Source organism: Sphingobacterium sp. CZ-2, assembly GCF_004526235.1.
GTDB classification, from domain to species: domain Bacteria; phylum Bacteroidota; class Bacteroidia; order Sphingobacteriales; family Sphingobacteriaceae; genus Sphingobacterium; species Sphingobacterium tenebrionis.
Genome location: NZ_CP038159.1, coordinates 2,441,822 through 2,466,040 on the forward strand (window position 1 = coordinate 2,441,822; position 24,219 = coordinate 2,466,040).

Below are 24,219 nucleotides of genomic sequence, written 5' to 3' on the forward strand. Positions count from 1 at the left end.
AAAAAAAAGTGACCTTGCGTTTTTTTGAGCAAGGCCACTCGTTCATTGTTTAGTTTGTTTTAGTTGTTTTTCAAGTTTTTGATCGCCTGAGTCAATTTAGGGACGATTTCAAAGGCATCTCCAACGATTCCATAATCGGCAACCTTGAAGAATGGTGCCTCCGGATCTTTGTTGATCACCACGATGGTTTTCGATGAACTCACCCCGGCCAAGTGCTGGATAGCACCGGAAATACCGATAGCGATGTAAAGGTTCGGGCTTACCACGATACCTGTTTGGCCTACGTGTTCGGAATGAGGTCTCCAACCGGCATCAGAAACGGGCTTCGAACATGCCGTAGCAGCACCCAATACATCCGCCAATTCCTCGATCATGCCCCAGTTTTCTGGTCCTTTCATTCCTCTTCCTGCAGAAACAACGATCTCTGCTTCCGGAAGCGTCACTTTATCCGTTGCGCGAACGATATCCTTCACTAATACATTGAAATCTGTTGCTTCGATGTTTGGCGTGAAATCCACGATTTCGGCCGAACCTCCAACTTCCTTGACCTCAAATGCATTAGGATTGACCGCAATAACTTTAACCGCCGATTTGATAACTTCAGTCGCAAAAGCCTTATTGGAAAAAGCGGTCTTTTTAATCTCCATGCTATCGCCTTGGAAGCTTGGAAGATTGATAGCGCCATCCGCCAATCCAGCATCCAATTTAGCCGCTACACGTGGTGCCAAGCCTTTTCCACTGAAGGAATTCGACAAAACCACCACTTTCGATGATTCTTGCTGTGCAGCTGATGCGATGATCGATGCATAGGCTTTGTTCACAAAATTCTTTAGGTTCTCTTGATTAGCGTTCAATACCTTGCTAACCCCATATTTCCCTAATTTTTCCAATTCCGCAGCATCCACGTTTCCAATGGAAAGTGCGGTTACCGAATCCCCTAATTGATCAGCGATTGCTTTAGCATAGGATGCTGCTTCAAAAGCCGATTTTTTTAAGGTTCCGTCTGTATTTTCGATATATACTAAAATTGCCATGATAATTTCTTTTTAAGGATTAGATAACTTTTGCCTCGTTGTGTAATAATTGAACCAATTGATCGACTTCATCTACCAATTTCACGGCTCCGCGAGGAGCAGGAGATTCAAATTTACTGATGCTCGACAATTCGGCTACTTCAATAGGCTCTACAACCTGCAAAGGCTTTGATCTTGCACCCATGATGCCGCGCATATTCGGGATTTTTGGCTCTGCAACACCTTCTGCTGTTCCCACAACAACCGGAAGAGAAACGGTCAAAACCTCTTTTCCGCCTTCGATCTCGCGATCGATGGTTGCTTCCGTACCTTGTATATCTAATTTTTTGGCGATGGATACCGATGGAAGATTCAATAATTCACCCAATAATGCCGCCACCTGCGCTCCATTGAAATCAATGGATTCACGACCGGTTAAGATCAGGTCAAATCCTTGCTCTTTGGCATATTTAGCGATCTGATTGGCTACGAACCAAGCATCACGCGGTTGGGCGTTGATGCGAACTGCATCATCTGCGCCAATGGCCAACGCCTTACGGATCGTAGGTTCTGTGGAGGCATCTCCAACATTGATCACCGTTACGGTACCTTTGCCACCTTCTGCCAGCTCCACTGCTTTCGATAAAGCAATCTCATCGTATGGATTGATGATGTATTGAACACCGTTGGTATTAAATACCGTGTTATCATTCGTGAATGTTATTTTGGAAGTGGTGTCAGGGACATTACTGATACATACTAATATTCTCATAATTCTAACGTTTTACACAAACCTACTTTTTTTTGTAAGCATTTCAAAACCTTTCCAAAACCAGAGGTCATGGAATTGTCATTTTCTATGCTAGCATAGTAATTTTATTCCTTCTTATAGCGCTCCCACGCAATTATTATTTGCTTAACTTTGGGGATGCAAACGCGATTAGATCAACTTAAAGAGTTTTTAAAGGAGTCTCCACAGGACCCTTTTTTGAAGTATGCCCTGACGATGGAGTACGTGAAAATGCAGGATAACAGCCTAGCTTTAGCCGGATTTGAGGATCTGGTAGCCGAACATGGGGATTATGTAGGGACTTATTATCATTTCGGGAAGTTTATGGAAGGGCAGGGGGAAAAGGATAAGGCTATTGAAATCTATGAAAAAGGGATCGCTGTAGCGCAATCTAAGCGGAATTTCCATGCCTTAGGGGAGCTGAAGAATGCTTTGTTGATGGCACAAGGTCTTCTGGATGAAGACGAGTAAATGAGGATGTGTTAATGTTCAAGGGGAAACGGAAATGTTAAATTTTCCTAAACAACCATTTATGGTATCTTTTTTGTTTTTTAAAAGTATATCATAAAAATCATGCGCAGGCTTACTTACATATTATTCAGTATTATCCTCTTGGTTTTTGGTTTTAGTTGTATCAATAACAAAACCAATGTAAACCAGTTGGTGGGTAATGAGGGTAATGCGTTAAAGGGTACTGGCGTGGTTGGAACCTATGAAGGAAAGCTTCCCTGTGCGGATTGCACCACGATTTCAACGGTTTTGAGCTTGGATAACAATAAGAACTACCTGATGCGGTATATGTATGTTGGGAAGAGCGAAGAGGTGTTTGAACATAAAGGAAAGTGGCAATTGGATAATGATATTCTGAGTTTGGAGAATATTGATTATAATTTCAGGATATCGAATAATCAATTGCAGCAGTTGGATTTGTCCGGAAAAGAGATCAAAGGCGACCTCGCCGAGAAGTATGTGCTCTTAAAGATTAAGTAAGGTTTTTTATTAGGAATGTAAGGTATTGCGGTTTTGCTTTTGTGCGTTTGCGCGTCATTGCGAGGAGGTACGACGAAGCAATCTTTACATTAGTAGAAAGATTGCTTCGTTCCTCGCAATGACGGGGTGAAGATTGCTTCGTTCCTCGCAATGACGGGGTGAAGATTGCTTCGTTCCTCGCAATGACGGACGCCTCGCAATGACGAATATCCTCGCAATAACGGTTATTTATGCTCGCAAATCTCCTTCAAAACACCTACCACAAAATCCACTTCCTCCTTCGTATTATACTTACAGAAAGAAAATCTCACTGATGGTCTTTTCGGATCAGCACAGATCCCCCTCAACACATGCGAACCAATATCCGAGCCCGAGCTACAAGCCGAACCACCAGAAGCCGAAACCCCTTTGATATCCAAATTGAACAATAACATATCGCCCATATTCGTACATGGCAAGGACACATTCAATACCGTATACAAAGCCTTTTCCGCATCTGTCTCCCCATTGAACTGTACCCCAGGAATCTCCTGTACCAATTTATCCTTCATATAATCCTTCAGTCCTTGAATATGCGACTGATGCTCTTCCATCTCCTCATAAGCCAATTCCAACGCTTTCGCCAAGCCCACAATACCATACACATTCTCTGTTCCTCCGCGCATATTCCGTTCCTGTGCACCCCCATAAATCAACGGCTTGATCTTATTCTTTCCATTGATATATAAAAATCCCACCCCTTTCGGGCCATGGAATTTATGCGCTGCACCCGTAATAAAATCGATCTTCAGATCAGAAAGGTCATGCTTATAATGCCCCATGGTCTGCACGGTATCCGAATGGAAAACCGCATCATACTGCTCGCATAACTCACTAACCCGTTTGATATCCGTCAAATTCCCCAGTTCATTGTTTGCATGCATAATGGAAACAAAAGTCTTTGGGTTCTTCGCCAATAATTCCTCCAAATGGTTCAGGTCGATATTTCCTTTCGCGTCCACCTTCAACAGATCCAGCTGGATCTTTCCGGCATGTGCCAGTTCTTCCAAAGTATGTAGCACTGCATGGTGTTCGATAGGAGAGGTAATGGCATGGGTAATCCCATAACATTCAATGGCACGCACGATGGCCATATTATCCGCTTCAGTACCACCAGAAGTAAAGAAAATCTCCGATGGGGAAGCATTAAGTAATTTAGCTACTGTTCTTCTTGCCTTTTCCACAATGGTCTTGGTCTCACGGCCGTGCGCATGAATAGAAGAAGGGTTCCCGAAGTTCTCGTTCAGGGTTTTAACCATTGCTTCGATAACTTGTTTATCTAAAGCTGTGGTCGCGGCATTGTCAAAATAAACTTGCATAAAGGCAAATATAATTAATCGTTAGGAGAATCGTTTGTAATTTTCTTATTTCTGACCATCATCAAACCTATTGATATCAAGCCCGTTAATAAAGCCAAATAAACGATCAAATCCTTGTTCTTCGTATAAAATGTTAATTCTTCGTTCAGGTTGATTTCCTGGGATAGGGCGGTTGGAACCCACCAGCTCGAACGCTGAACAATATCCCCACGTTGGTTGATAAAGGCCGATATACCTGTATTGGCCGAACGCACCACCCATCTTCTGTTCTCTATGGCTCTTAATTTGGCATAGAGCAGGTGTTGATCCTTGCCCGAGGTGTCGCCCCACCAGCCATCGTTGGTGATCACGGCAATGAATTGTGCCCCTTTGGCTACATATTCCGCCACGTAATTTCCCCAGATGGATTCATAGCAGATCACCGGAGCCGCGCCAATTCCGCTAGCGGAATAGAAAACCGAAGGCTCTTCCTGACTGCCATAACCCCCTGTTGTTCCGCCAAAATGTTGGAACAAGGGTTTCATAAAGGCGAGTTTAGATCCAAATGGCATCAATTCGGCACCAGGTACCAATTTTGATTTATGGTAGAACTGCAGTTTGCTGGATCCGTCGATCAGTACCGCTGCATTAAAATGGTCCTTGAATAGATTTCCGACAGGTCTCGCCGTAAAAGTACGTTGGTCATCATAAAACTGATAGCTTTCGATTCCTGAGAGTACATTTCCATTGTGGTAGGGTTCCAGGAAATCAATCACCGCGCGATACTGTGGATATTCTCGGAATTCTTCCTCGTTGATACCACCATAATTGGAAATGGCCGTTTCTGGCCATATAAAAAATTCCGTATTCAATTTCGCCACTTTCTGCGAAAGATCCATCAGCACCCTCATTTGTTCCTCAGGTGTAATCGGTCCCCATTTTCCAAATGGATCGATGTTCGGTTGAACCGTTACGACTTCGGACGGATTGATGTGTTCTTCATATTGGCTGTAGGCGATGATCGAACCTACGGAAGGGATCAATACTAATGCTGCAGTAACCGATAAAAGGATCTTATTGCTGTAAACTTCTACCTGCTCTCTTCTTTGCCAGTACCATAGGAAAACAACAACATTGACCAGCCAGATCCATAAGGTTCCTCCATAAACTCCTGTCACACTGTACCATTGTACCAATTGATGGAAATTTGAAAAACCGTTTCCAAGGGTCATCCAAGGAAAGGAAAGTTCCCAAAATTGGTGCAGGTATTCATAGGCGATCCAAAAGGAAATCAGCCCCATAAAGCTTAAAAGGATGGAGTTTCTTTTCCGCATTTGATAATACAGCCGAAACGCCAGTGCCATGAGCAATGGCCCGAGGGTATAAGGGATCAGCGCTACAAAAAGGGATGGTAGGGCTGGTAAGAATGCGTTCATCGCATTGTACACCCAATAAATGGAAGCGGTATTCCAAACAAAACCGGTAAAAAAAGCCAATCCAAAAACCTTGCTTCCTTTCCGCTTGTAGTTCCCGCGCATCACCTGTTCTATGGCAACCAAAAGTGGTACAAAACCAATGAACAGCAAAACGCTGGAATAAGGAATAGGAGGCCAAGCCAACCACAATAAAAAAGCACTTAACAGCGCCAAAAGGTAATTATTGCGCATGACTTATAACTGGCTTAGGATTTCTGCCTTCTTGGTTTCGTATTCCGCTTGGGTGATCAATTGCTTATCATACAAGCTCTTTAATTTTTTTAGTTTAGCCGTGATCTCATCTTCTTCTTCCTGCTCCACTTTAACAGGCTCCGGTCTTGCCGGTTCAGGTCTAAAAGGCTCCGACCTTACAGGCTCCGGTCTGTTAGCTTCAGGTTTAGTCTCTTCAGCCACCGTACTCGGTGTGGTATTAAAGCCTTGGAAAGTTTTCGGTGATTCTTCTTCCTTAACCTCTGGTTTAGGTGCCGAATAGACTGGCTTATTCTCAATTACAATTTTATTTTCCTTTGCTTCCAGTTTCTGGTTCTGTAGATTATCCAAAGCCGCCTTGATCAATTGGTATAATTTCCTGGCCTGCGTTTTAGGAATATAATCTATGGTCAGATTTTCTCCTGTAAAGGGAATAACGGTTACCTTCGATCCGAAGATTTCCTCTTTGAAAGCGATATCCTTCACATCCTGCCAAGAAAAGATTTCAAAGTTCGTCGCCAGTCCCAACTTGGTGAATTCGCATAAGAAGATGCGCTTGTTACTAACGGTTATCGAATCCGGTAAAAGCGTTACGGCCGGTTTCTTCTGCAGGGCAATATAATTGATGGATTCGCCAGGCGTCAGCATATCGAGGATCTTTCCGTGGATTTTCTCTACGACCTTTGGGTCCTGACCATCCTGTACATATTTGTCGATTTGATAATTTTCCATGTTCAAATTCTTTTTTAACGTCTATTTAATTAATCAAGACCAGCCACGCAGCATACAAACTCGCCTTTGATGGGATTGGTCTCGAAATGGGTCTTTAGTTCTTGCAGGGTTCCACGTACGGTCTCCTCATATAATTTACTGATCTCTCTGGAAAAGGAAGCCTGTCTATCTGGTCCAAAAACCCCAATAAATTCATCAATGGATTTGAGGATCCGATGGGGCGATTCGTAAAAGATCATGGTACGCTTCTCTTCTGCCAAGGCTTTCAACCGGGTCTGTCTGCCTTTCTTGACAGGAAGGAAACCTTCGAAACAGAAACGGTCGTTCGGAAGGCCAGAATTGACCAAAGCGGGTACAAAAGCGGTCGCACCTGGTAGACATTGCACTTCCAATCCTTCCTTTATGGCTTCGCGAACCAATAGAAATCCAGGATCAGAAATAGCTGGCGTACCGGCATCCGAGATCAATGCGATCTGATTTCCCTCCTTCAGTAATCGGATGATTTCATTGACGGCCTTGTGCTCATTATGTTGATGATGGGCAAACACCTTTTTATCGATTCCAAAATGTTTCAAGAGGGGGGCCGATGTCCGGGTATCCTCTGCAAGGATGATATCCACTGCTTTCAGCACATTGATGGCCCTAAAGGTCATATCTTCTAAATTTCCTATCGGAGTAGGTACGATATACAGCATAGGTCAAAGATAATTATTATTCATTGATTTCGAGGTAATCTGCTGCACGTGGAATTTTATGGATGATGCTCATCCATTCTTCGGGGATGTTCGTTAATTTTCGGGCTACAATATTCATCCATGCACCATCAACCACCACAACAGCTGCTTTCACGCCGTTTTCCTTGAAGATCTCATGTCGAAAGGAGAACCTGGAGTTTTTTACATTGAACTTGATGATCTCAACACTGACCTTGATGCGTTCATCCAAGCCGATTTCGCGCAGGTAGTTCAATTCCTCCCGAAAAAGAATCGGACCTATTTTCTTCTGGTTGAATTCGGAGAGGGAAAGCCCCAATTTGTTCAACATATTGCTCCTGGCCTGCGCACAGAAATCGGCATAGGCCGAGTGGCGTAAGTGTACATTGGCATCAATCTGAGACCATAAAACCTGTCCTTCGTAAAATATATTGTTTTCCATTTGTTTCGATTTATCAATATGCCTAAATTAAGCAAAAGCTCACAGAATTTCCCAATTTAGTTCGCTATGAAACTAAGGTGAAAGCATGGTGAAAGTATGTAAAATGTATGCTAAGGTTATAAAATCATGCTTTATGTATACTTAAACCTTGGTTTTGCCTCGAAAACATAGGGTTTACATAGGAAAAACATCGATTTTACACTTAATTGATAATCTTATTTGTTAATATCGAATTAATTTAATTTCTTTAAAAAGTTATCTACTTAACAAATTGATAACATTGCCTTAATTCTGGTTTTAATTATCTGCAATAGTTTTGCAAAAAAATAAAACCATTATTATATGAGATTTTCTTTACTTATTATTTTTCAATTGATTTGTTGTTTAGGATTTGCCCAGAATACGATTCTGAAAGGTAAGGTCATGGACAGCAATGATAAATTCTCCATGCCGGGAGCTACCCTTCGCATTACAGAAGGTAATAGATATACGGTTTCTGATGGAAACGGTAATTTCGAATTCTTAAACCTACCAACAGGAACCTATACATTATCTGTTGATTATTTGGGATATGAACATTACGAGCAGAAAGTGAATGTTTCTGCGAAATTGGGAACTTTAGAAATTCTTTTGGAACCTGCTTCCAGAACTTTGGATGAGATCCAGGTGATCGGAGACCAGGCAAAAGGACAGGCAAAGGCCCTTAACCAACAAAAGAACAACAGTAACATTACGAATGTAATTTCTTCCGATCAGGTAGGTCGTTTTCCGGATCAGAATATCGGGGATGCCTTAAAACGTGTACCGGGTATCACCATGCAGAATGACCAAGGTGAGGCGCGAAACATTATTGTTCGTGGTTTATCGCCGGAGTTGAACTCCGTGACCTTGAACGGTGACCGTATCCCATCGGCTGAAGGGGACAACCGTAATGTGCAAATGGACTTAATTCCATCGGATATGATTTCTTCTATTGAAGTGAACAAAACATTGACTCCCGATATGGATGCAGATGCGATTGGTGGTTCTGTGAACTTAGTGACCAGGGCTGTTCCAAATAGACAGCGTATTTCTGCGACATTGAGTGGAGGTTATGCCCCTATCCGTGAGAAAGGTGTCTACAATGGAACACTAATCTATGGTAACCGTTTCATGGACAATAAAATGGGTCTTGTATTATCGGGAACTTTACAGAGCCAGAATTTTGGTTCGAACAATATCGAAGCAGTATGGGATAAGCAAGGTGAAAACCTTTTCATCAACGAAATGGATATCCGTAAATATGATGTGAGCCGTATCCGTCGTAGCGTTTCTGCGGCTTGGGATTATGATTTCAATTCCAGAAACCGAATCGCCATCAATGCCATGTACAATTGGAGAGATGATTTGGAAAACCGTTACAGATTACGTTATAAAACCAAGTATGACGATAAAACCAATGTTTTTAATACAGAATTATCCCGTCAGACAAAAGGTGGTATTGACAACAATACAAACGAAAATACCCGTCTTGAAAGACAGAGCGTGATGAATTTCTCGATTGTAGGAGAGCATCTTTTGGCGCCAAAATTGGATTTTGATTGGTCTGCGTCGTATTCCAGAGCAGAGGAAGATCGTCCGAATGAAAGATATATCAATTATGTGTTGAAGAAACAACAGGTTTCTCAAGATCTTTCTGACACGTACCTGCCATATTTCAACGATACATTCAAGGATTATTCTAAGTTTAAGTTTGATGAATTATCGGAGAACAACGATAATACGAATGAACAGGAAATCGGTGGAAAGCTTAATTTCCGTATGCCTTTGAGTTTGATCGATGGACAAAAAGGTAGATTACGTTTTGGTGGTAGAGTGCGTTTAAAAACCAAAGAGAGAGAGAATATCTGGAATGAATATACGCCAACTACGGATTTTGGGGTATTGAGTGCTATGCCTAATGTGCAATGGGACGCTAGAACTTGGGAACAAGGAGATCGTTACGCGCCGGGAATGTTTGTGGACAAAGCTTACTTAGGTGGATTGGACTTGAACGATGCGACAAAATTCGAATCGGAGTTGAAGCCAAAAGAATATTTGGCAGTAAATTACAGCGCAAAAGAACAGATCTATGCAGGATACCTGCGTTTTGATCAGAACCTAACTGAAAATACAGCCTTGATTTTAGGAGCTCGTTTGGAGCATACCCGTATTGATTACAAAGGAAATAACGTGGTAAATGAAGAAGATTTGGAAGGGGTGATCAATACCAAGAATTCGTATACGAATATTTTACCTAACTTAACCTTGAAACATAATTTCACGGAAGATTTCTTGCTTCGCGCAGCCTATTCAACCGCTTTGGCAAGACCGAACTATTATGCCTTGGCTCCATACATCAACAGTATTCCGGAAGAAGAGGAAATCACTGCTGGTAATCCAGACCTAAAGGCTACTTATTCCCATAATTTTGATGTGATGTTGGAGAAATATTACCGTAATATCGGTTTGATCTCCGGAGGTGTATTCTATAAGAACTTAAATAACTTTATTTACAGATATAGTAATACAGCCTATAAAACCGCTGATTTTGAAAGAGACTTCCCTGGAAAACCGAATCCGATCGAAGCAGGTAAATCCTTTGACTTCTTCCAGGATAGAAATGGTGATAAAGTGAACCTTTATGGATTTGAAGTTGCATTCCAAAGACAGTTGGATTTCCTACCTGGAAAATTCCTTCAAGGATTTGGGGTATATGCCAACTATACCTATACGAAATCAAAAGCTAAAGGTATCGCTGGTGAGGACGGTGTGTTGCGTGAAGGTTTAGGTCTTCCAAGAACGGCTCCTCACATGTTGAACGGTTCCCTATCTTGGGAAAACAATAAATTTTCCGCACGTGTATCTGCTAACTATACGGCAGCCTATTTGGATGAAATCGGTAAAGATGCATTCAATGATGCCTACTATGATAAACAATTCTTCTTGGATGCCAATGCATCTTACAAAATCACACCACAGTTACGCGTATTTGCGGAAGCAAACAACCTAACCGACCAACCTTTACGTTATTACCAAGGTGATGTAGCTCGCATGAAACAATTGGAGTACTACAAGCCTAGATATACGTTAGGTGTTAAATTCGATTTGTAAAATTTAAAAAGAAGGAAAACACATGATTAAACAATTCATCTTTATATGCGGTACAGCCCTGATTTTCGGGGCTTGTACTAGCAAATTGGCTCCTGTGGCGGAGAATGCAGTAAAGCCGACCGTCGTTACGGAACAAGTTCCGAACGATACGGATGACCCAGCTATCTGGGTGAACCCGAATGATAGTACGGAAGTTATTATCGTTGGAACGGATAAGCATGAGAAGACCGGTGGTCTGTATGCTTATGATATGGATGGCAAGATTATTAATAAAGTAACGCCATTGGATAGACCAAACAACGTGGATATTGCGTACGGTTTGGAGATTGATGGGAAATTGGTGGATATTGCAGTGCTTACCGAAAGAGGTACCAATAAGATCCGCGTCTTCAGTATGCCGGAACTAAAGCCATTGGATAATGGTGGGATTGATGTTTTTGTAGGAGAGACTGAAAGATCGCCAATGGGTATTGCTTTGTATACGAAAAAGGATTCTACTGGAAATAAGATCTATGCTGTTGTAGGCCGTAAATCTGGAGGCGCTGATAATTATCTTTTCCAATATGAGTTGTCGGTTGATGCTGGTGTTGTGAAAGGAAAGAAGGTTCGTGAATTTGGGAAGTTCCAAGGTGGAAAAGAAATTGAAGCCATTGCCGTGGATAATGAGTTAGGGTATATCTATTACTCGGATGAAGGCTTTGGGATTCATAAGTATTATGCAGATCCTGCAAAAGGAAATGAGGAATTGGCCTTATTTGGACAGAAGGATTTCAAATCTGATCATGAAGGGATTGCGCTGTATAAAAGCGCGGATTCTACTGGTTATATCGTGATTTCAAATCAGCAGAACAATTCTTTTAATATTTATCCAAGGGAAGGTGCTGCTGGGAATGCGCATTTACATGAGATCTTGGCGGAAGTGCCGGTTTCAGCGGTGGAATGTGATGGTGCGGATGCTATTTCCATGCCGATCGGAACGAAGTTTCCGAAAGGGATGTTGGTGGCCATGAGTAATGGGATGGTTTTTCATTACTATGATTGGAGGATTTTTCAGGAGGCAGTGGATAAGGGGAGAATGTAGATTATAGACGATAGACCCGTCAATTTTTCAAGCCCTCATGGCGAGGAACTTTACCCGTCATTGCGAGGAACGAAGCAATCTTTACACTAATCGAAAGATTGCTTCGTTCCTCGCAATGACGGTTTTTTTGGCTACATCCAATGACGGGTTTTTCTTACCATTAATTTCCCCCTACATCGGCGCTACCATCTGCATCAGCATCGCTGTAAACCAGCCTGCATAAGTACCAACCGCATACCCAAACACCGCCAAGATAACCCCAACGGAAATCAAGGAAGGGTGGAAAGCGGCCGAAGTCACAGAAGCCGAAGCCACACCACCTACATTCGCCATACTACCTACAGCAAAATAAAAGAATGGCACTTTAAAAATCTTACCGACGATGAGTAACAATAAAGCATGCACACTCATCCAGATCAATCCAACTACCAATAATCCAGGATTTCCAGCAATCGCCGTAATATCCATCTGCATACCAATCGTCGTAATCAAAATATATAAAAACACGGTAGCTACTTTAGAAGCACCAACATATTCCAATTTCTTGGCAGGCGTAAAGGAAAGAATAATACCAATTACCGAAGCAATGAATATCACCCAGAAGAAATTACTGGTCAACGAGAATTTTGCTAGTTCTGGATGGTTGTTAGCCATATAAGCAGACAATGGCTCGGCTATCAAAGCCGATAAAGCTGTTCCTCCAAATGCCAAGGCAACAATATAGATCAAATCTTTTGTTTCTGGTGTTTTACTGTTTGCTTTAACCTTAGCATCCATTTTTTCCTTTAAAGCTTCCACGTCCGAAGACTCCGCCTTAAAGAATTTATCAAACTGCTTGGATTTACTAGCTCCATATAATAAGAATGCCATCCATAAATAGGCGACAAATACATCCACAGCAATGATGGAAGAAAAAACCTCTGGAGAGGGTTGTAGGATTTCCTTAAGGGCCACCTGGTTTGCCGAACCACCGATCCAAGATCCCGCCAAAGAACCCAGACCTTTCCAAACCTCATGTGGAGTAGCACCACCCACAACCTCTGGCGCAACCATGGAAGTCAACCAAACTGCCAAAGGACCACCAATCATAATGCCGACCGTTCCTGTTACAAACATCAATCCTGCCCTTTTCCGTAATGCCCACATCTCTTTTAAGTCCAGGTTGATCACAAACAAAATCAAACAGGCAGGCAATAAATAATTGCTTCCAATGCCTGTTAATGGGGAATTCGCGCCATCGATGATGTTTAAGGAATTGAGCAAGCCCGGTAAGAAATAACAGAGCAATAGGGGTGGGATGATATTGAAAAATCCCTTAACATATTTATTCGATAAGTTCGATGTATAGAACACCAAACCTAAAATTACCATTAGTAATCCCAATACAACAGAAGTGTTACTGATCAAAGGGAGGTTTTCGGTTTCTGGTATTTGCATAAACTTGTAATAATTGTTAATTTGCTGTGAAAATAGTTATTTCCATTGACTAATTTTTAATAATTACCCAAATTGCATGGGTAAATTCAAACTAAATCGAAATAATAACAGGTAATGGACCGCAGAGATTTTATTAAAAGTAGTGGCATTCTGGTAGGAGCCAGCACATTGGATATGCCCGATTACAGCATGGATGCAAAGAAGAAGATCAAGGTAGGATTGATAGGATGTGGCGGTCGAGGGACTGGTGCTGCCTTCCAGGCATTAAACGCTGATCCGGATGTGGAAATTGTAGCGTTGGCGGATATTTTCCAGGCACAATTGGATACCGCTTTGGCATCCTTGATGGAGGCGCACAAGGAACGAGTAAAAGTTTCGGACAAACGCAAATACGTTGGTTTCGATGCCTACCAAAAGCTGATCAACAGCGATGTGGATGTCGTGTTGTTGGCTACACCACCATGTTTTCGTCCGGACCATCTCGCTGCTGCAGTGAAAAAGGGAAAGCATGTTTTCTGTGAAAAACCAATGGCAGTGGATATTCCTGGTGTACTTAAAGTAAGGGAAGCGGTTCAACTGGCTAAAGATAAAAAATTGAATATCGTTTCAGGTTTCTGTTTCAGGTATACCAATCCTAACCGTGAATTGGCTAAGTTGATCCATGGCGGAGCCATCGGTGATATCTACTCGATCAGTACCTTCCGTTTAGGTGGTGAGCTGACCGAAAAGGTTAGACAGCCACAATGGGATGATCTGACCTACCAACTGTATAACTGGTTCTATTATCAGCGCTATTCGGGCGATATCATTGTGGAACAAACCGTACACAGTATCGATTTTATGAACTGGATGTTGAATCGTGGATTGCCAAAAGCCGTTTCGGGTACCGGTGGCCGACAAAGTAGACCTTGGGATAAATATGGAAATGTATTTGACCATTTTGCCATAGAATTCGATTATGGGGATGGGGTGAAAGGTTACCATTTCGGTCGTCAACAGAATGGAACGCAATCTCGGAACTCGGTGGAAGCTATCGGAACGAAAGGAGCAATGAATGTGAGTGTATTGAGTAAATATGAAATAACGGGTCAGAATCCTTGGAAATTCGCAGGAAAGACTGATAATATGTACCAGACACAACATAATGAGCTTTTTGCGGCAATAAAAAATAAGCAGGTGATCAATGATGGTGACTTCATGGCAGATTCTACTTTATTGGGAATCTGGGCGCGCGAAGCTGCCTATTCCGGTAAGATCATCAGTTTAGATGAGATCCAGAACTCGACCAAGGTTTATGGGCCAAGTGCCGATGAATACAGTTGGCAGATGGAAATTGATAAGGCATTGATCCCAAGACCAGGTTTGGCAAGTTCTTAAAGCCATAAATAGATATTACTTTGCTTAAACATTGTATCCTTAATTAATAATGAATCAAAAAATTAAGATTTTGGTGGTGGGTTGTGGCAATATGGGAGCATCCCATGCACAGGCCTATCATGATATGGATGGTTTTGAAATTGTAGGCTTGGTTTCCCGTGGAGCGAGCAAAGAGATTTTAAATGTGCGGCTGGAAGCCGATTATCCTTTATTCGATGATTATGCGACCGCATTGAAGGAAACTCAACCTGACTCGGTTTGTATTTCTACTTATCCGGATACCCATGAAGCCTATGCCATTCAGGCTTTTGAGGCCGGAGCGCATGTGTTTATCGAAAAACCATTGGCGGATACCGTGTTGGGTGCGCAGAAGGTGGTTGAAGCAGCAAGAAGGGCCAATAAAAAACTGGTCGTTGGATATATCTTAAGGCATCATCCTTCTTGGATCAAATTTATTGAGGTTGGAAAAACCATGGGCTATCCTTTGGTTATGCGCATGAACCTCAATCAGCAGAGCCATGGGTACATGTGGGATGTGCATAAAAATTTGATGAAGAGTTTGAGCCCGATTGTGGATTGCGGGGTGCATTATATTGATGTGATGTGCCAGATGACAGTGGCCAAACCATTGTCCGTTTCGGCTATTGGAGCGCGGCTGACGAATGAAATTCCGGAAGATAATTATAATTATGGGCAGTTGCAGATCCGGTTTGATGATGGGAGTGTGGGTTGGTATGAAGCAGGTTGGGGACCAATGATCAGTGAAACGGCATTTTTTATTAAGGATGTGATTGGACCGAAGGGTTGTGTTTCCATCGTAGCGAATGATGCTGGGAAGGCTGGGAATTCGGATTCCGTGGAAGCCCATACCAAAACGGAGTCGTTGAAGGTGCATTATGCGGATATTGATGAGGAAAATGAATTCCTTAAAAAGGATGAATGGATTGATTTAACGGATGAGCCGGATCATCAGGAACTGTGTAATCGGGAGCAGGCATTCTTTTTAAAAGCGATAGAGGAGGATTTGGATTTGGAGAAATCTATGCAGGATGCGGTGAATAGTTTGAGGATCGCAATTGCATGTGATGAGTCGGTGAAGACTGGGGAGATTGTGAGGTTGTAATTTTTCGCGTCATTGCGAGGAACGAAGCAATCTTCCCGCATGTCATGCTGAGCGCAGTCGAAGCATCTGCTCGTTTATATTCGTACAGATCCTTCGGCGATGCTCAGGATGACAAAGTTCAAAGATTGCTTCGTCGTACCTCCTCGCAATGACGCGAAGCCTACCTCCTCGCAATGACGCAGAAACTACCAATCCTAATCCGCTAAAACCGAAAACTCTGCTCCAGAGGCGAAATCCTGTCCGTTTTGCGAACTCAAAGCCGTAAAACGAATATACCTCGCCAATACAGGTTTTGTCAATATGATCGTCTTCAATTTACTGCTTCGATCAAATTCCCCTTCAGCCACAGGTTCTGACCAATTCTCCCCATCCAAACTCACCTGAATTCTATACCCTTTAACATTTCCATTCGATCCATTCTGTCTTGGCAAATACGTAAAGCCCTTGATTTTCTTCGCCATGCTGGCATCAAAGTCAATCCAATGCGGATATTGCGCGACAGTTACTGAATACATCGTATGCCAGATCGTCGATGGGTCCCCATCAATTATATGCTCGGCATTTCCTTCACCAATCTCCTGGCTGGATACAGATTTGATTTCCATCTGAATACTTTCAATCTTTGGAAAATCAACACTTGCTTTCAGTTTTTCTTTTCCTTGGTACCATGCCGTTACCTTGCCACCTTCACGTAGGTTAAAAGCGCCCTTATAAACAGAAGCTTTGCTTTGCCCAATCTGTACCATCAACGGGGAACCATTCGAATCCGTACGAACTTCCACCTTTCCAGAACGATCGCGGGTGATTGATAATGGCATATCCCCAGCCACAGCCGCTTTTGCTTGTGTTGCAGCATTATTATTTGCCACAGGACGAATAATAAATCCAAAATCATGCGCACCAGCTTTCACACGGTCCTGCTCTAATGGAGGGCCCTGTCCACAACTGTTACCACCCAATCCAGTTACCTCAGCCATCAGGTACAAATGCGTGCCAGAGCTTTTCGGTAATTGATATCCATGGGGTGCCAAGGTCATTTCCAATTCCGACCAAGGCAATGCAGAAGCAGAAAAGGTATTCTTCGCAATAAAAATAGCACCAGCGCCAGTGGCATTGGTTAATGCACACCACCTCAATTCCTCCCTGTTACCGGTAGACTGTGGTTTCGGCCAATTGACCATCTGGTCCTTTACCGAGCTTTGGTATTGTTCAATGAATTGTCCCGTTTTCCGATCCGCATAATTATTGATCGGTCCACGGCCATAATATTGGTAATTGCTATATTTCTCAGGTACCTGCATGGCAAAGCCTAAATGCGGTAATACAAAGGAACTATTGTTGGAAGTAATGTTACTTTCCAGTTCGATCGACCCATCTTTATAGATCGTCCATATATAATTGCTGGAGAATTTAAAGTCGTTCTCCCCAAATGGACGGTCTTTATGGTCTTCTATCGTATATGTTCCTGAACTTCCTCCACGGATGGTTCCGCCATTTTTCGCTTGGGATTCTACTTGGTAGATCAACACATAAGCCCCATCCTCTCGCTGATAGCTGTTTTTGGATTTTACCCTATGCTGCAATTGATGCAATCCTTTTTCGAACCACTGTTGATATGCCCAGTTATCATTGTCCAACGGAGCACGTAAAGCATCCAATTTAGGGCCTTCACCAGCACGAATTACTTCCTCTCCCTGGTAACTCAATTGATAAATTGTTCCTGTTTTATTATCAAATTTCACATTAAACCCATCACCTTTGATCTCTTGAACATCTCCATCCTCGCCTATCATCAGCTTACTTCCTTTGGCCAGATCCGCAATGGATGGAAGGAAAGTCATCGGTTTAACCAATATTTGTTCTTCCATCTGCACCTGACCTTGTTTTGCCCAAGGCATATCCTTTTTATGTACAAATTGCACCTTTAAGAAATATTCCGAGCTGGCCTCCAATTTATCGTATGCATATGGAACCTGGAATTCTTTATGCTGTCTTGCCGCAATAGCATTGGTCCCTTCCGTTGCGAAAGTACCTTTCTCCATTTCCTTACCATCTTTCCATAAAGACCAATTGATTTGATAATCATCCAAAGAGCTGAAGTAATTCTTGTTGAATACATCAATCTTACCATTTTTTATATCTACTGCCTTTACACCCACATTCTGGTAAACTTTGCGAACCTCATAGTATTGGGGTTTTGGTTCCATGTTAGCAAAGATCAGCCCGTTCATCACAAAGGTTCCATCATTTGGTTTGTCTCCAAAATCTCCACCATAGGCCAGGAATTTCTCACCTGTTTTCTTGTCGTAATAATACATGGATTGATCGATCCAGTCCCAAATTGCACCTCCCATAAAGAAATTGGTAGATTCGATGGCTTCCCAATAATCGATCAGGTTACCCGATGCATTGCCCATGGAATGGGAATATTCGGAGATATGGAATGGATATTTAAGGTTGTATTTTCCTTTTACAGCACCACGAACCCATTCAATGGAAGGGTATTGGTTGGAGCCGATATCCACGATGCTGTTGTTCCTTTCGTATTGAACCGGTCTGGAGTCATCCACTTTTTTGATCGCATCATACGCATGGACAAAATTCTTGCCCGGTCCAGCCTCATTTCCTAAGGACCAGATTACGATGGAAGGATGGTTAATGGTCGCATGTACCATTTCCAGATTTCTCGCCACGTGTGCATTTTTCCATTCCACAGGATGGGAAAGTGAAGCATCGCCATAATAATATTGATGGCTTTCGATATTGGCCTCATCCTCGAGATAGATACCATATTTATCACATAGATAATACCAATAAGGATCATCTGGATAATGCGAGTTTCTAACATGGTTGATGTTTGCCCTTTTCAATAACATGATCTCTTTTTCCATCTGATCGTGGGAAACGACCTTTCCCGTTTCCGGGTTGGTCTCATGTCGGTTCACCCCTTTAAGTTTTACCGTTTTTCCATTTACATAGAAATAACGGCCTGCCAATCCAAACTCATCATCTGCAGCTTTGGTGTCTTTCAATTCTACTTTTCTGAAACCAATATAGCTGGAAACAACCTCGATAAGCCTGCCTCTATTGTCCAACAATTCGGCAAGAAGCGTGTATCGGATTGGCTCTTCTGCTGACCATTTTTTTGGATTGCTGATTTTCAAGGTCTGTTCTACGATGCTGGTAGAATCTTTGGCAATAGGATCAATGGATCGCTGAAGATCTATTTCCTTCACCTTGGAAGAGGCATCACTGTATAAAACATTTTCGTATAGGGAATACCTTATTTTATAGCCTTTGACCGATTTTCCTTGGCTGTTTTTAACCTCGGCAGTCACTTTTAGCGTCGCATCTTTGTATTCCTGATCCAGATCAGGGATGGCAACCAAGTTTCTGATCTGCACTTTTGGCTTCGCTGTTAGGGATACGGTTCGGAAGATACCTGGCAAGCGGAACATATCCTGCGCTTCCAAATAGGAAGCATCGGAGCTGCGGTAAACTTCCACAGCTACTTGGTTCTCGCCTTTTGGATTCAGGTAGCTACTGATATTGAAAGAGGCTAGGTTCCTCGAGTTTTTGGAAAAGCCTACATATTTTCCATTGATCCATAGGTAGAAGAAGGAGTCTACGCCATCGAAATTGATGTAGATTTCTTTTCCTTTCCAATCTTTTGGAACAGAGAATGTGCGTTTATAGGAGCCCACTTCATTGCGATAGATATAGGTTGTCCAATTTTGGGGCGGCGTACGCATAACCCCGCCGCGCCAATCATCCACCTTTACCTGATGTTGGAAAATCACCGGTTGGTTCACATAGATTGGGACGCCATATTTCAACGAACCATCCTTCTGAATGCCCAGGATGTTCCAGCTCATCGGTACTGGCACATCATCCCATTTACTTACATCGAAGTTGTTCTGGTAAAAATCTTGGGGTCTTTCCTCTGGAGTCTTTACCCAATGGAATTTCCAGGTGCCATCCAAGGACATCCAATTGCTGGAGTTCGTTGGCAACACTTTTTGGGCGGAGTTGATATCATTGAAGGAAAAATGGTAGGCATGGGGAAGTTCTTTGTTCAAGGACAGTTCCTGCGGCGATTCCCATTCTTTTCCGGTAGGCGCCTGGACCTGACCATAGGCAAATCCTTCTATATTCCTGGTTACAGGTGTTTGGGCAAATAAGTGGGTTGGTTGACTAAAAATCAGCAAACCAAAACAGAGTGCTTGCGCTAGGCTACGATTCATAAATTTGGAATTAGGTAAAACAAATTTAGGAATCTTTAACCCCATTTTCCGATATTTTAATCGGTAGGAGAAGGTTAAGCGATGAAATCAAGCCTTTTCGATAAAAACAATCGTTTGTGTATTTTATATTTTACCTAAGGGATATTTAGGTATTTATGGGTTTGGAGAGAAATCTCCCACTTTGGATTATCCTTGACGTAGTCAATGATCAAAGGAGTCATCTCCGCTGCTTTGGACCATTCGGGCTGTAGGTACAGCTTGCAGGTAGAACCTACGAATTTGGCATGTTCTTCTGCCCAGGTAAAATCGCTCTTGTTGAAAACAATCACTTTCAATTCACCTGCCGCACTCAGGACATCTGGCCGAGGACCCTTGAATTTCTTTGGTGAAAGACAGATCCAATCCCAGTAACCGGTTAATGGATAGGCGCCTGATGTTTCCAAAAAGATTTGAATTCCCGCCTCCTTTAACTTTTGGGTCAAGTAGGAGAGGTTGTACAATAATGGCTCACCGCCGGTAATAACCACTGTTTTTGCCGGGAATTTCTTGGCATTTTCTACGATCGTTTCTGCCGAAGTCAATGGATGCAGGTCAGCATCCCAACTTTCCTTCACATCACACCAATGACAGCCCACATCACATCCTCCAAGACGGATGAAATAAGCCGCCTTTCCGGTGTGGTATCCTTCGCCTTGTATGGTGTAAAATTCTTCCATCAAGGGAAGCATTGATCCGTCTGCTGGAACTTGATTTGACATAACGATTAAAATAGAGCTGCAAAGGTATGGAATTTATTGTTTGAGAATTGTTATTTTTAAGTGAAAAATCTAAAAAACAAGATATTGGATTCATTGATTCGTAAGATTTCTGCCTATGTAGCTTTGACCGATGAAGATGTTGAAATCATTCAGTCGTTGTTTAAAGTGAAGCAGTTGAAAAAAAAGGAATTCTTTCTTCAGGAAGGAGAGATCGCTCGGTATGTCGGGTTTTTGGACACAGGCATTGTGCGTTATTTTGTTGATGTTGATGGCGTTTGTAAAACCTATGAATTTGGTAGGGAAGGGGATTTTTTTAGTGAATATGAAAGTTTTATAGGATTAATACCCACTACGAAAAATATTCAGGCCTTGGAGGATTGTACCTATTATGAAATCGGAAGGGCAGATCTTGACAAGCTATACGGGCTGTTGAGCCAAGGGGAACGATTGGGCCGGTTGGTGATCCAACAATTGTTTATTGATGGAATGAAAAAGCTGGCCTCCCTATATTCGGATGGTCCAGAAGAAAGGTACCTGAAATTTCGGGCGATGTTTCCCGATCTGGAGCAAAGGGTATCCCAATACCATATTGCAAATTTTGTAGGCGTAGAGCCCTCTTCGCTGAGTCGGATTAGAAGAAGGATGATCGGGTCGAAGTAAGCGTTTATGAAATGAATTTATTGACTTAGGTATATCATTTACGGATTTTGGAGCCGGAACTTTGCTGAAAACCAAATAGCAATGGGAAAAGTTCAAATCCGAAAAGTAAAGATTCTTAAATCTGTTTCAAAACATCCTTACAGTGAGATTTTGTTGCGTATTTTTCCTGGAGAAAAAACGCCTAGGCATTTCCATCGGGAATTTTCTGAAAGTTTCCGGATAATTTCTGGTGCATTGGAACTGGGTGTGGGTGATAAAACATACATCCTTCGAACAGGTGATGAAATGACCATACCAGCGGATGAGATCCATTATTTCCATAATATCTGGGGCGAGGAATGTATGGTGCAGGTAAGGGTGGAAATGGGAAATAAAAATTTTGAAAAGGCTTTATTGCTGTTGTCTTCCCTGCATGCTTCTGGATGGATCGCCAAAGATGGAAGCCCGAGACGATTCAAGGATTTGGCCTTGTTTGTTTATTTGAATAATTCTTTCAGTATTGGGGTAAGGTCTTGGTTCGAGCCGTTCTTGTGGTATGTTGCTAAGCGAGCTATCGCGAAGGGGTATCTGGAAGAACAGTTGAAAGCTCATGATGATGTTGTTTAATAATTTCAATGGATTTGGTGGGGGATTTGATTTCATTATGCGGTAATTTTTCCGTATTTTTGTAGCCGAATTAATTAAGGTGATTCCCGAAAATCAAGGTACTTGTAGACCTTGATCGGAATCATGATTTATGAACAAACACCAATCATGTTGTAAATGATTAATATTACACTACCTGACGGCTCCGTACGTCAGTATGAAAAAGGCACTACGGCCATGCAGGTTGCATTGTCAATCTCCGAAGGATTAGCAAGAAATGTATTGGCTGCCGAAGTAAATGGCGAGGTATGGGATGCCTCTAGACCTATCGAATCCGACTCTTCCATTAAGTTATTGACTTGGAATGATGACAAAGGGAAAAATACCTTTTGGCATTCCTCCGCACACTTACTGGCAGAAGCATTGGAAGCATTGTACCCAGGTATTAAATTCGGTATTGGTCCTGCCATCGAAACTGGATTCTACTATGATGTAGATTTCGGAGATCGTGAGTTTTCATCTGATGATTTCAAACAGATCGAAGACAAAATGGTAGAATTAGCTAAACAAAAGGAAACTTTTGAGCGTAAAGCGGTTTCTAAAGCTGAAGCATTGGCTTATTTCACCGAAAAAGGAGATGAATATAAACTGGACCTGATCAAAGATCTTGAGGATGGTAAGATCACCTTCTATACGCAAGGTAATTTCACTGACCTATGTCGTGGTCCACATATTCCACATACTGGAGTAATCAAAGCCGTTAAATTGACCAATGTAGCTGGTGCTTATTGGCGCGGTGATGAAACCCGTAAGCAGTTGACACGTATCTATGGGGTGACTTTCCCTAAAGCTTCTGAATTGACAGAATACCTGAAATTCATCGAAGAAGCGAAGAAACGTGATCACCGTAAATTGGGAAGAGAATTGGAATTGTTCGCTTTCTCTGAAAAAGTAGGGATGGGTTTGCCTTTGTGGTTGCCTAAAGGAACTGCTTTGAGACAGAAATTGCAGGACTTCCTACAGAAAGCACAGATTGCTGCTGGATATGAGCCGGTGATCACCCCTCATATCGGGCATAAGCAATTGTACATTACTTCTGGGCACTACGAAAAGTACGGTGCGGATTCTTTCCAACCGATCAATACTCCGGTTGATGGCGAAGAGTTCTTGTTAAAACCGATGAACTGTCCGCATCACTGTGAGATCTACAAAACGAAACCTCGCTCTTATAAAGAATTACCGGTTCGTTTTGCAGAGTTTGGAACGGTTTATCGTTACGAACAATCGGGAGAATTGCACGGTTTGACTCGTGTAAGAGGGTTTACACAGGATGATGCGCACTTATTCTGCCGACCTGATCAGGTAAAAGAGGAGTTCAAAAAAGTGATCGACCTAGTGCTTTACGTTTTTGGAGCTTTAGGTTTCGACAATTTTACCGCTCAGATTTCTTTGCGTGATCCGGAGAACAAGACGAAATACATCGGTTCGGATGAAAATTGGGCTTTAGCTGAAGCAGCGATCATCGAATCGGCAGCTGAAAAAGGCTTACCGACCGTTGTTGAATTGGGTGAAGCAGCTTTTTATGGTCCAAAATTAGACTTCATGGTGAAGGATGCTTTGGGACGTAAATGGCAGTTAGGAACCATCCAAGTGGATTATAACCTTCCAGAGCGTTTTGAACTGGAATATACAGGAAGTGATAATCAAAAGCATAGACCGGTGATGATACACCGTGCACCATTCGGTTCCTTGGAACGTTTTGTTGCCGTATTGATCGAGCATTGTGGTGGACAATTTCCGTTATGGCTTGCGCCTGAGCAGTTTATCGTCTTGCCAGTGTCAGAAAAATATGAAGAATATGCGCAAAAACTTTTGGAATCACTAAATAATTCCGATATTCGCGGTCTGATTGACTTACGTGACGAGAAAGTAGGGCGGAAAATCCGTGATGCGGAGGTGAAGAAAATACCTTATATGCTGATCGTAGGGGAGAAGGAAGTCGAAAGTGGAGCAATCTCCGTTCGTAAACATGGTGGTACCGACTTAGGGTCGATGACATCAGAAGAATTTAAAGATTTATTAATAAAAGAAATTACTGTTTAATTTAATTAAGGAAACAT

19 protein-coding genes are annotated in these 24,219 nt (G+C 42.4%); 9 read left to right on the forward strand and 10 right to left on the reverse strand.

Annotated elements, in window-relative coordinates; genetic code table 11:
• Positions 1-59 precede the first annotated feature (59 nt).
• Both E3D81_RS10840 and E3D81_RS10845 read right to left on the reverse strand, forming a co-directional pair.
• Positions 60-1,034 carry an electron transfer flavoprotein subunit alpha/FixB family protein gene (locus tag E3D81_RS10840; protein ID WP_134777378.1) on the reverse strand — a complete coding sequence of 325 codons (975 nt, stop codon included), beginning with the start codon at positions 1,032-1,034 and terminating at the stop codon, positions 60-62.
• A 19-nt stretch (positions 1,035-1,053) separates the two neighbouring features.
• Positions 1,054-1,785 carry an electron transfer flavoprotein subunit beta/FixA family protein gene (locus tag E3D81_RS10845; RefSeq protein WP_099365762.1) on the reverse strand — a complete coding sequence of 244 codons (732 nt, stop codon included), beginning with the start codon at positions 1,783-1,785 and terminating at the stop codon, positions 1,054-1,056.
• 156 nt (positions 1,786-1,941) lie between these two features.
• Between E3D81_RS10845 and E3D81_RS10850 the strand changes: the two genes are divergently transcribed.
• Together E3D81_RS10850 and E3D81_RS10855 are read left to right on the forward strand one after the other, a co-directional pair.
• Positions 1,942-2,274, forward strand: coding sequence for a tetratricopeptide repeat protein (locus E3D81_RS10850; RefSeq protein WP_134777379.1), 333 nt, complete (start codon positions 1,942-1,944; stop codon positions 2,272-2,274).
• Positions 2,275-2,376: 102 nt separating this feature from the next.
• Positions 2,377-2,793: a copper resistance protein NlpE gene (locus E3D81_RS10855; protein WP_099365764.1), complete on the forward strand. Its 417-nt coding sequence runs from the start codon at positions 2,377-2,379 to the stop codon at positions 2,791-2,793.
• 224 nt (positions 2,794-3,017) lie between these two features.
• Here E3D81_RS10855 and E3D81_RS10860 read toward each other — a convergent pair whose 3' ends face one another.
• Genes E3D81_RS10860 through E3D81_RS10880 form a run of 5 tightly spaced genes read right to left on the reverse strand, consistent with a single transcriptional unit; the run spans position 3,018 to position 7,702 of the window.
• Positions 3,018-4,151, reverse strand: a complete 1,134-nt coding sequence (locus E3D81_RS10860; RefSeq protein ID WP_134777380.1) for a cysteine desulfurase family protein — start codon at positions 4,149-4,151, stop codon at positions 3,018-3,020.
• Positions 4,152-4,165: 14 nt separating this feature from the next.
• Positions 4,166-5,797 carry an apolipoprotein N-acyltransferase gene (lnt, locus tag E3D81_RS10865; protein ID WP_134777381.1) on the reverse strand — a complete coding sequence of 544 codons (1,632 nt, stop codon included), beginning with the start codon at positions 5,795-5,797 and terminating at the stop codon, positions 4,166-4,168.
• A 3-nt stretch (positions 5,798-5,800) separates the two neighbouring features.
• A complete protein-coding gene (locus E3D81_RS10870) occupies positions 5,801-6,547 on the reverse strand; it encodes a PH domain-containing protein (protein WP_134777382.1) in 747 nt (248 codons plus the stop codon).
• Positions 6,548-6,576: 29 nt separating this feature from the next.
• On the reverse strand, positions 6,577-7,242 hold the full coding sequence (gene rsmI / locus E3D81_RS10875; RefSeq protein WP_134777383.1) for a 16S rRNA (cytidine(1402)-2'-O)-methyltransferase: 666 nt from the start codon (positions 7,240-7,242) through the stop codon (positions 6,577-6,579).
• A 16-nt stretch (positions 7,243-7,258) separates the two neighbouring features.
• Positions 7,259-7,702 (reverse strand): acyl-CoA thioesterase, encoded by a 444-nt coding sequence (locus E3D81_RS10880; protein WP_134777384.1) that lies wholly within the window; start codon positions 7,700-7,702, stop codon positions 7,259-7,261.
• 342 nt (positions 7,703-8,044) lie between these two features.
• On the opposite strand from E3D81_RS10880, the gene E3D81_RS10885 reads away from it, so the two are divergent.
• Both E3D81_RS10885 and E3D81_RS10890 read left to right on the forward strand, forming a co-directional pair.
• Complete coding sequence (locus E3D81_RS10885) at positions 8,045-10,834, forward strand: TonB-dependent receptor (protein WP_134777385.1); 2,790 nt, start codon at positions 8,045-8,047, stop codon at positions 10,832-10,834.
• 22 nt (positions 10,835-10,856) lie between these two features.
• Positions 10,857-11,915 carry a phytase gene (locus E3D81_RS10890; RefSeq protein ID WP_134777386.1) on the forward strand — a complete coding sequence of 353 codons (1,059 nt, stop codon included), beginning with the start codon at positions 10,857-10,859 and terminating at the stop codon, positions 11,913-11,915.
• A 171-nt stretch (positions 11,916-12,086) separates the two neighbouring features.
• Here E3D81_RS10890 and E3D81_RS10895 read toward each other — a convergent pair whose 3' ends face one another.
• Positions 12,087-13,352 (reverse strand): DUF819 domain-containing protein, encoded by a 1,266-nt coding sequence (locus tag E3D81_RS10895; RefSeq protein WP_099365772.1) that lies wholly within the window; start codon positions 13,350-13,352, stop codon positions 12,087-12,089.
• A 114-nt stretch (positions 13,353-13,466) separates the two neighbouring features.
• On the opposite strand from E3D81_RS10895, the gene E3D81_RS10900 reads away from it, so the two are divergent.
• Positions 13,467-14,729 carry a Gfo/Idh/MocA family protein gene (locus tag E3D81_RS10900; RefSeq protein WP_134777387.1) on the forward strand — a complete coding sequence of 421 codons (1,263 nt, stop codon included), beginning with the start codon at positions 13,467-13,469 and terminating at the stop codon, positions 14,727-14,729.
• Between the two features lie 49 nt (positions 14,730-14,778).
• Positions 14,779-15,852: a Gfo/Idh/MocA family protein gene (locus E3D81_RS10905; RefSeq protein WP_134777388.1), complete on the forward strand. Its 1,074-nt coding sequence runs from the start codon at positions 14,779-14,781 to the stop codon at positions 15,850-15,852.
• 194 nt (positions 15,853-16,046) lie between these two features.
• On the opposite strand, the gene E3D81_RS10910 is transcribed toward E3D81_RS10905, so the two are convergent.
• Positions 16,047-20,096, reverse strand: a complete 4,050-nt coding sequence (locus E3D81_RS10910) for a glycoside hydrolase family 2 TIM barrel-domain containing protein (protein ID WP_209023056.1) — start codon at positions 20,094-20,096, stop codon at positions 16,047-16,049.
• Between the two features lie 134 nt (positions 20,097-20,230).
• On the reverse strand, positions 20,231-20,854 hold the full coding sequence (locus tag E3D81_RS10915; RefSeq protein ID WP_134777390.1) for a 7-carboxy-7-deazaguanine synthase QueE: 624 nt from the start codon (positions 20,852-20,854) through the stop codon (positions 20,231-20,233).
• A gap of 84 nt (positions 20,855-20,938) precedes the next feature.
• Here E3D81_RS10915 and E3D81_RS10920 point away from each other — a divergent pair, with 84 nt between their 5' ends.
• The 3 genes from E3D81_RS10920 (at position 20,939) to thrS (ending at position 24,202) form a co-directional block, all read left to right on the forward strand.
• On the forward strand, positions 20,939-21,514 hold the full coding sequence (locus E3D81_RS10920; protein ID WP_167554275.1) for a Crp/Fnr family transcriptional regulator: 576 nt from the start codon (positions 20,939-20,941) through the stop codon (positions 21,512-21,514).
• A gap of 81 nt (positions 21,515-21,595) precedes the next feature.
• Entirely contained in the window at positions 21,596-22,120 is a 525-nt protein-coding gene (locus E3D81_RS10925) for a cupin domain-containing protein (protein WP_134777392.1), read from the forward strand.
• Between the two features lie 156 nt (positions 22,121-22,276).
• Positions 22,277-24,202 carry a threonine--tRNA ligase gene (thrS, locus tag E3D81_RS10930; protein ID WP_134777393.1) on the forward strand — a complete coding sequence of 642 codons (1,926 nt, stop codon included), beginning with the start codon at positions 22,277-22,279 and terminating at the stop codon, positions 24,200-24,202.
• The last annotated feature ends 17 nt before the right edge of the window (positions 24,203-24,219 follow it).

Coding starts and splice junctions, on each gene's coding strand:
- E3D81_RS10840 (WP_134777378.1), bottom strand. CDS start 1,034: ATGGCAATTTTAGTATATATCGAAAATACAGACGGAACCTTAAAAAAA.
- E3D81_RS10845 (WP_099365762.1), bottom strand. CDS start 1,785: ATGAGAATATTAGTATGTATCAGTAATGTCCCTGACACCACTTCCAAA.
- E3D81_RS10850 (WP_134777379.1), top strand. CDS start 1,942: ATGCAAACGCGATTAGATCAACTTAAAGAGTTTTTAAAGGAGTCTCCA.
- E3D81_RS10855 (WP_099365764.1), top strand. CDS start 2,377: ATGCGCAGGCTTACTTACATATTATTCAGTATTATCCTCTTGGTTTTT.
- E3D81_RS10860 (WP_134777380.1), bottom strand. CDS start 4,151: ATGCAAGTTTATTTTGACAATGCCGCGACCACAGCTTTAGATAAACAA.
- lnt (WP_134777381.1), bottom strand. CDS start 5,797: ATGCGCAATAATTACCTTTTGGCGCTGTTAAGTGCTTTTTTATTGTGG.
- E3D81_RS10870 (WP_134777382.1), bottom strand. CDS start 6,547: ATGGAAAATTATCAAATCGACAAATATGTACAGGATGGTCAGGACCCA.
- rsmI (WP_134777383.1), bottom strand. CDS start 7,242: ATGCTGTATATCGTACCTACTCCGATAGGAAATTTAGAAGATATGACC.
- E3D81_RS10880 (WP_134777384.1), bottom strand. CDS start 7,702: ATGGAAAACAATATATTTTACGAAGGACAGGTTTTATGGTCTCAGATT.
- E3D81_RS10885 (WP_134777385.1), top strand. CDS start 8,045: ATGAGATTTTCTTTACTTATTATTTTTCAATTGATTTGTTGTTTAGGA.
- E3D81_RS10890 (WP_134777386.1), top strand. CDS start 10,857: ATGATTAAACAATTCATCTTTATATGCGGTACAGCCCTGATTTTCGGG.
- E3D81_RS10895 (WP_099365772.1), bottom strand. CDS start 13,352: ATGCAAATACCAGAAACCGAAAACCTCCCTTTGATCAGTAACACTTCT.
- E3D81_RS10900 (WP_134777387.1), top strand. CDS start 13,467: ATGGACCGCAGAGATTTTATTAAAAGTAGTGGCATTCTGGTAGGAGCC.
- E3D81_RS10905 (WP_134777388.1), top strand. CDS start 14,779: ATGAATCAAAAAATTAAGATTTTGGTGGTGGGTTGTGGCAATATGGGA.
- E3D81_RS10910 (WP_209023056.1), bottom strand. CDS start 20,096: ATGAATCGTAGCCTAGCGCAAGCACTCTGTTTTGGTTTGCTGATTTTT.
- E3D81_RS10915 (WP_134777390.1), bottom strand. CDS start 20,854: ATGTCAAATCAAGTTCCAGCAGACGGATCAATGCTTCCCTTGATGGAA.
- E3D81_RS10925 (WP_134777392.1), top strand. CDS start 21,596: ATGGGAAAAGTTCAAATCCGAAAAGTAAAGATTCTTAAATCTGTTTCA.
- thrS (WP_134777393.1), top strand. CDS start 22,277: ATGATTAATATTACACTACCTGACGGCTCCGTACGTCAGTATGAAAAA.